This is a genomic window from Litoribacter ruber, from assembly GCF_018449405.1.
Taxonomy (GTDB): domain Bacteria; phylum Bacteroidota; class Bacteroidia; order Cytophagales; family Cyclobacteriaceae; genus Litoribacter; species Litoribacter ruber.
In genome coordinates, this window is record NZ_JAHCMY010000031.1 from 1 (window position 1) to 7,363 (window position 7,363).

Annotated in this window: 6 protein-coding genes; 5 read left to right on the forward strand and 1 reads right to left on the reverse strand. The window is 48.9% G+C overall.

From position 1 onward, the window contains the following. Positions 1-315 precede the first annotated feature (315 nt). The 3 genes from KI659_RS18375 to KI659_RS18385 all read left to right on the forward strand — a co-directional run bounded on the left by KI659_RS18375 (position 316) and on the right by KI659_RS18385 (position 2,866). Positions 316-1,122 (forward strand): universal stress protein, encoded by an 807-nt coding sequence (locus KI659_RS18375; protein ID WP_213946852.1) that lies wholly within the window; start codon positions 316-318, stop codon positions 1,120-1,122. Between the two features lie 128 nt (positions 1,123-1,250). Next, positions 1,251-1,538 (forward strand): YciI-like protein, encoded by a 288-nt coding sequence (locus tag KI659_RS18380; protein WP_213946853.1) that lies wholly within the window; start codon positions 1,251-1,253, stop codon positions 1,536-1,538. A gap of 500 nt (positions 1,539-2,038) precedes the next feature. Beyond that, on the forward strand, positions 2,039-2,866 hold the full coding sequence (locus tag KI659_RS18385; protein WP_213946854.1) for a universal stress protein: 828 nt from the start codon (positions 2,039-2,041) through the stop codon (positions 2,864-2,866). A 181-nt stretch (positions 2,867-3,047) separates the two neighbouring features. On the opposite strand, the gene KI659_RS18390 is transcribed toward KI659_RS18385, so the two are convergent. After that, complete coding sequence (locus KI659_RS18390) at positions 3,048-3,974, reverse strand: helix-turn-helix transcriptional regulator (RefSeq protein WP_213946855.1); 927 nt, start codon at positions 3,972-3,974, stop codon at positions 3,048-3,050. Between the two features lie 297 nt (positions 3,975-4,271). Here KI659_RS18390 and KI659_RS18395 point away from each other — a divergent pair, with 297 nt between their 5' ends. Both KI659_RS18395 and KI659_RS18400 read left to right on the forward strand, forming a co-directional pair. After that, positions 4,272-5,798 (forward strand): aldehyde dehydrogenase family protein, encoded by a 1,527-nt coding sequence (locus KI659_RS18395; RefSeq protein WP_213946856.1) that lies wholly within the window; start codon positions 4,272-4,274, stop codon positions 5,796-5,798. Between the two features lie 231 nt (positions 5,799-6,029). Continuing rightward, positions 6,030-6,413, forward strand: coding sequence for a DUF779 domain-containing protein (locus KI659_RS18400; RefSeq protein ID WP_213946857.1), 384 nt, complete (start codon positions 6,030-6,032; stop codon positions 6,411-6,413). The last annotated feature ends 950 nt before the right edge of the window (positions 6,414-7,363 follow it).

Consider the following 7,363-nt stretch of genomic DNA (forward strand, 5'->3'; position numbering starts at 1 on the left):
TTGTCGTGGTTGTCATTGTTCTACTTAGACGCCCAGCAGGGAATTACTTAAGGGAGGGTCCGCCCCGTGGGTCGCCTAAGGCTCCCCGGGGCTGTTGTCGTGGTTGTCATGGTTCTACTTTTTTGCAGCCACGTTCGCTGCTGAGAGCCGTTTAACGACAACATTTGCGGGTGGGGCTACGGTGGTCGTCTCTCGGCTGCGCCTCGTGACGGCTGTACGTTAGTCTGGGCGCGGACACCCTACCCCACGCTTTCTTTTTCCACGATTTTTAGGTAACTTAATCGGGTACTTTAACCACTCTATAAATTTTTAGCTATGAAAATACTAGTGCCAACAGACTTGTCGGAGAATGCTGATGTGGCTTTGGAGTTTGCCAAGGGTTTGGTGATGAAAACCGGAGGGGAGATCATGCTGCTGTTTTCTTATTATGCGGTGTATGATTTTGCTGCCCAGGCCACCCAGATCATCCATCAGATTGAGAAGGATGCCAAGAAATATCTCAAGAAGGCCATCAAGGAAAAGAATACCGAAGGGCTGAAAATGGATTACCTGATCGTGCAGGGCACGGTGAGCACGGCCATCAACACGGCCGCGCGGGAGATGAAGAGCGACCTGATCGTGATGGGCACCCAGGGGGCCAGTGGGATCAAGAAGGTACTTTTGGGCTCCAACACCGCCGATGTGATCAAGGAAACCAAAACGCCTGTGCTGGCGATCCCAAACAGCGCCAGGTTTGACCGCCTGAAAGACATCACCGTAGCGGTGGAACTTAAAAAGGAGGACCCCAAAGCAATTGAAAAACTGATTGAACTGACTTCCCCGTTGGGTCTGCCCTATGAGGTCCTGCATATTGACAAGGGTGGGAATTTTGACACCGAAATCAGTTTCAAGGGTTTCAAGAGTCACCTTACGGAGACTTTCCCACATTTGCATTTTGATTATTTCAACCAGAAGGATGAGAATTTTAACAAGGGGCTGGAAAAGTTTTTAAACGATCATCCTGATACGTTGTTGGTAATGTTCAGCAAGTCCCGGAGTTTCTTTGAGCAGCTGTTCAGCAAGAGTCATACGGTGGAGACGGCGTATCATACGCATGTGCCGCTGATGGTGATAAAGAGCTAGGAGATGTAATTTCGTGGTTGTCATGCCCGCCTGCCGGCCTTGCATGGGCAGGCGGACACGTCGCTCTTACGTATGTAAGGACCTGCTGGGCGCGGAAATATGATCAGAAATCAAAACAAACATATACTATGGATTCAGGAAATCACTACATTCTATTTTACACTACCATTGAAAATTATGTTGAAAAGCGGACACCCTTTAGGGAGGAGCACCTGAGGTTGGCGGACGATGCAAGGCAGCGGGGTGACCTGTTAATGGCGGGGGCCTTGGAGAATCCTGCCGATGGGGCGATTCTGGTTTTCAGGGCACAGTCTCCCGAAGTCGCCGAGGATTTTGCCAAGAATGATCCGTATGTGAAGAATGGGTTGATTACAAAGTGGTTTGTGCGCAAGTGGAACGTGGTGGTAAGGGAGTGATGTGAGCGACGTGGTTGTCATAGTTGTCCGCCCCGAGGGTCGCCTTCGGCTCCCCGAGGCTGTTGTCATGGTTGTCATGGTTCTATCTTTTTGCAGTCACGGGCGGGATGAGAGCCGCTCAACAACAACATTCACGGTTGGGTTCACGGTCATCGTCCCTCGGCTTCGCCTCGGGACGGAGATGCGTAAGTTACTCTCGGTTCTGCTGAACGTCCTTTGCAAAGCGCAGCTTGCAAAGACCAACGGAAATGTTCCCGTTAAGCGGCCTTCAGTCCAAGACGTGACTGACCTTAGGTGGAACAATGACAACAATGACAACTGAGTCCCGAAGGGACGGACAACCACGTCGCTCTTACGAAACTAGACTCCTGCTGGGCGCGGACTCACACCCGAAACCCCACGAAACTTTGCCGGAGATAACTGCGCATTAGTTCCTAATTTTTAGTAACTTACTTAGAATTCGGAGTATGTTTCAACAGTAGTTTTTACCCCTATTAACTATGAAAAGAATATTGGTACCGATTGATTTTTCGAGCTATTCGGAAAATGCCCTGCTCAGTGCGGTCAAGATAGCCGCCAAGGGTGATGCCCATATCACCTGCCTCAATGTTGTGAATTCTCCTTTGGACTGGGCCAGTTTTTCGGATGAAAAGCGTGCCCAGCACCATGAGCTGCTGGAACTGGAAGCTGAGTCCAAGGAAAAGCTGGATACCTTCGTACTTGAACACGCCATCAGCACCAATCCAGTGGAGACCTTGGTGGACATCGGGTTGCCTTCCAACAAGATCCTGGAGAATGCCAAAAGGCTGAATGTGGACCTGATCGTGATGGGGGCCTATGGAAAGGGCCACCAGCCGGACAAGTTTCTGGGCTCCAACCTGCAGAAGGTGATCCGCCAGTCGGTCTGTCCGGTATTGGCGGTGAAGTCCGTGGTGGACAGCAGCTCTATCCGCAAGATTGCCTTTGCCTCGATCTTCTCTCCTGACAGCAAGCCGGCCTACCTGAAGTTGAAACCTCTGGTGAAGTTTCTCGAGGCCAGTCTCAATTTTGTTTATGTGAATACTCCTAGCAAAAACTCTGATAGCGATAAGGCCATGGAGGCGATGAACAGTTTTCTCGTCGGGGAGCATGACCAGATTGTGCACAAGCACATTTTCAATGCCCCCGAGGTGGAAAAGGGGATTTTGCAGTTTTCGGAGATGAACCAAGTTGGCATTATTGCGATTGCCAGCAGTGACAGGAAGGCGGCAAGGAGTTATCAGATTGGAGTGACGGATACGGTGTTGTATAAGTCGGATATCCCAGTGTTGAGTGTGAATTTGGGATGAGTGACGTGGTTTAGGAGTTTATTTCCCGGCGCTGGGGCGCAGCGGGAGGTTTAGAAGTTTAGGCGCGAGGCGACGCAAAAGATGCAGCAGTTACTCGCGTCATTTCGCCTAGTCTCAAGGAGTATAATTCAGGAATCGGAGCGCCCCCCACTTGCATCATTTCGACCGACCAGAGGGGAGTCTATTTCTTGCTCTTGAGGCTGAAGGCTTTGGGGGTGAGGCCGAATTCTTGTTTGAAGGCGCGGATGAAGTAGTTGATGTTTTTGAAGCCCGCCATAAAACAGATTTCCTGTACCTGGTTTTGGGAGGAAAGCAGGAAGGTTTTGGCCAGTTTGAGCCTCTCTTTGAGGATGTACTCGGAGGGGCTGATGCCGAGTTCGGCTTTGAAAAGCCTGGAGAAATGGGATTTGCTCATGCAGGCCTTTTCACTGAGTACCTCCATGGACAGTTCTTCCCTGATGTTCTTTTTGATGTAATCCACTACAAAGGCCAGGCGGTTGGAGCTGGAAAGTTCCCTGTAGGTCCGCTCCAGCATTTCACGGGCCTGGGTTTGGGAGAGGCGGATCAACAATTCCTTCAACGCCAAACTGGCAATCACATCCTTTTCCTTTGAACGCTCCTTGATGCCAATTTTTATGAACCTGTTGATGATTTCGCTGAGATCGGCATTGTTGATCAGGTGGAAATAGTCTGTATTCACCCCCCACTCCTCTTGGAGCATTTTGTCGGGAAAGCGCTCGTTGAGCAGGTTGAAGGTGTTTTCAATCATGGTGCTGGAGATCGACAGGGCTATGCACTGGGTTGGGTTGTCCCATTGGGCTTCGGGGAAGTCGATTTTCATCACCTCGTTTGGGGGCACTATCACCGATTCCCCGGGCAAATAGTCGAAACCGGGTTTATCAAAAAGGTGCATGACTTTTTTGCCGCGCAACATGGTGGTGAGCACCAAGTCTCCAAACACCAAATTGATGTTTGAGGCCGACTGGTGGGTCTCAAAAATATTCAATTCGCAGTTGTCTAAAGTATAGGTGGTTTTGTTTTCCACCAAGGTATGAAGGTCCTTTTCTTTCCGCCAAGGCACCCCGGCAATCTGGTTATAGTGGTTCATATCAGAAATTTACAAAAAATACTATTGAATTTGAAGAAAGATCGGAGAAGTATATAAAATGAAATTAAAAGTAGATTTTTTAACAGAAAAATAAGGGAGATTTGGGAAAGAGACGGAAGAAAAAGGAATACCCGCCCCGGCGGGCAGACAGAGGAGTTTGGCAGAGTTTATCCCGATAGCTATCGGGAGAGTTTCACAGAGTCCCTTGGCGGAAAATCTTGGGATAAGGGATGTCAAATTTCGGTCTTCGGTCTCCGGTCTTCCAGCTTTCAAACAATAACCCTAAAATAAACAATCATGAGCACAGACACTTTAACCCAATCCCAGCCTGTAGATAGGCCAAAAATCAAGGAACAATATGATCATTTCATCGGAGGGGAATGGGTGGCTCCATCCTCGGGGGAATATTTTGACAACATTTCTCCAATTGATGGCAAGCCCTTTTCAAAAGCGGCCCGCGGCAACAAGGAAGATGTAAACAAGGCCATCGATGCGGCCCACAAGGCTTTTCCTGGCTGGTCGAAAACCCCAGCGGCCGAAAGAAGCAAAGTCCTCAACAAGATAGCAGACATTGTAGAGGAGAATCTTGAAATGCTTGCGCGTATAGAAACCATAGATAATGGAAAAGCTTTGAGGGAAACCAGAGCAGCGGATTTACCCTTGGTGGTAGACCATTTCAGGTATTTTGCAGGCGTGATCCGTGCAGATGAGAGCACCATCAGTGAGCACGATGAGCATACGGTGAGTATTGCCCTGCACGAACCACTTGGCGTGGTTGGCCAGATTATCCCTTGGAACTTCCCGCTCTTGATGGCCACCTGGAAAATAGCCCCGGCTTTGGCTGCAGGTTGCTGTACGGTGGTAAAACCTGCCGAGCAAACCCCTACCAGCATTATGGTGCTGATGGAGCTGATTGCCGATGTGCTGCCAAAAGGTGTGCTGAACGTGGTCACCGGTTTCGGTCCAGAGTGCGGCAAGCCATTGGCCACTTCAGACAGAATTGCCAAGGTAGCTTTCACAGGCGAGACTACCACGGGCCGTCTGATTATGCAGTATGCCTCTGAAAACCTCATTCCTGTAACCATGGAGCTGGGCGGCAAATCGCCAAACATCTTTATGAAATCAGTGGCTGATGCCGATGATGAGTTTTTTGACAAAGCAGTGGAAGGCGCTGTAATGTTTGCCCTCAACCAAGGTGAAGTTTGTACCTGTCCATCCAGAATACTGGTTCATGAAGATATTTATGACAAGTTTATGGACAAGGTGATTGAAAGAACCAAGGCCATAAAAATGGGCCATCCTCTAGCTGAAGACACCATGATGGGCGCCCAGGCTTCCAACGACCAGTTTGAAAAGATCATGTCTTACCTCAAAATAGGCAAAGACGAAGGAGCGGAAGTTTTAGCCGGGGGCGACAAAGCCAGTTTGAACAGCGGCTTGGAAGAGGGCTACTACGTGCAGCCGACCATTTTCAAGGGCAACAACAAAATGAGGATCTTCCAGGAGGAAATCTTTGGTCCAGTGACCTGTGTGACAACCTTCAAAACCGTGGAGGAAGCCATTGAGATCGCCAACGACACCATGTATGGTCTGGGTGCGGGGCTTTGGTCAAGAGATGCCCACGAACTTTATCAAGTTCCAAGAGCCATCCAGGCCGGCCGAGTTTGGGTAAACTGCTACCACGCCTACCCTGCCCATGCGCCATTTGGTGGGTACAAGAAGTCCGGTTTTGGCAGGGAAAACCACCTGATGATGCTGAACCACTACCGTCAGACGAAGAACATGTTGATTTCTTATGATAAGAATAAATTAGGGTTCTTTTAGGGAAAAGACGGGAGACGGAAGACCGAAGACGGGAGATGGAAGCCTGCCATGAAATTTGGTGGGCTTTCTTTTTAGTTTTCTATAATTCCAAATGGTCACTAAGTGGCACCAAGTTTAAATTAAGGACACAAAGGGTAATTCCTTAAAACGATAAATCGATCGTTGAAGTAGACATTGGGCATTCTCCAATGAACTATCGACTATCAACTATCGACTTTTAATCACAAAAATATGACTGAAAGGGTAAAGATTACGGAGGCGGCAATGGAGACTATTGACACCTTGCGGAAAAGGTTTGGGACGGAGTTGATGTTTCATCAGAGCGGGGGCTGCTGTGATGGTTCCTCGCCTATGTGTTTTGAGAAGGGTGACTTTAAAGTTGGCGGCAGCGATGTATGGCTCGGGGAGGTGTATGGCTGCGATTTTTTTATGAGTAAGGATCAGTTTGAATACTGGAAACACACCCAGTTAACCCTGGACATCACCAATGGACGGGGCAGCAGTTTTTCCATAGAAATCCCGATGGGGATTAGGTTTATTATTCATTCGCGGATGTTTACCGAGGAAGAGCTTAATGATCTGAGTCCGGTGAAACCGGCGGAAGAAATGGTTTAGGAAGTACGAGGTACAAAGGACGACAAACTAACCGCAGAGGATCAAAGGTCGCAGAGAAAAAAATGTAATGTAAAATTAGGACGTGATAGACTAAGTGGGTTAGAAGGTTATTTTCCCTGCGGGAAGGTTTAGGGGGTTAGGCGCAATGCGACGAAAAAACCCTTCAGGTATATCAAATTTCAAGAGACCTGAAAGGTTTAATTGCCGTTCAAGATTGCTTCTCCCGATCTGTTCTCTGGAAGTCCAAATTGTACGGGATCGCAATGACGTGTGGGGTCTGGCATAAATCACGAGACCTGGAAGGTTTAATTCTCGTTTAAGAGTGCTTCTCCCGACTTGTTTTTTGGGAGTACAGGTGGGTCGGGATCGCAATGACGGGTACCACGTCATTGCGAAGGAGGTACGGCTCAAGATTGCTTCTCCCGATATGTCATCTGGAAGTCCAAATTGATCGGGATCGCAATGACGTGTGGGGTCTGGCAAAAATCACGAGACCTGGAAGGTTTAATTCTCGTTTAAGATTGCTTCTCCCGACTTGTTTTTTGGGAGTACAGGTGGGTCGGGATCGCAATGACGGGTACCACGTCATTGCGAAGGAGGTACGGCTNGATTGCTTCTCCCGATCTGTTCTCTGGAAGTCCAAATTGATCGGGATCGCAATGACGTGTGGGGTCTGGCAAAAATCACGAGACCTGGAAGGTTTAATTCTCGTTTAAGATTGCTTCTCCCGACTTGTTTTTTGGGAGTACAGGTGGGTCGGGATCGCAATGACGGGTACCACGTCATTGCGAAGGAGGTACGGCTCAAGATTGCTTCTCCCGATCTGTCCTCTGGAAGTCCAAATTGATCGGGATCGCAATGACGCGGGGTCTGGCAAAAATCACGAGACCTGGAAGGCTTGATTCGCGTTCCAGATTGCTTCTCCCGATCTGTCCTCTGGAAGTCCAAAT

What these genes read in the sequence shown, in the direction of transcription:
- KI659_RS18375 (WP_213946852.1), top strand. Translation starts at nt 316, where the DNA reads ATGAAAATACTAGTGCCAACAGACTTGTCGGAGAATGCTGATGTGGCT.
- KI659_RS18380 (WP_213946853.1), top strand. Translation starts at nt 1,251, where the DNA reads ATGGATTCAGGAAATCACTACATTCTATTTTACACTACCATTGAAAAT.
- KI659_RS18385 (WP_213946854.1), top strand. Translation starts at nt 2,039, where the DNA reads ATGAAAAGAATATTGGTACCGATTGATTTTTCGAGCTATTCGGAAAAT.
- KI659_RS18390 (WP_213946855.1), bottom strand. Translation starts at nt 3,974, where the DNA reads ATGAACCACTATAACCAGATTGCCGGGGTGCCTTGGCGGAAAGAAAAG.
- KI659_RS18395 (WP_213946856.1), top strand. Translation starts at nt 4,272, where the DNA reads ATGAGCACAGACACTTTAACCCAATCCCAGCCTGTAGATAGGCCAAAA.
- KI659_RS18400 (WP_213946857.1), top strand. Translation starts at nt 6,030, where the DNA reads ATGACTGAAAGGGTAAAGATTACGGAGGCGGCAATGGAGACTATTGAC.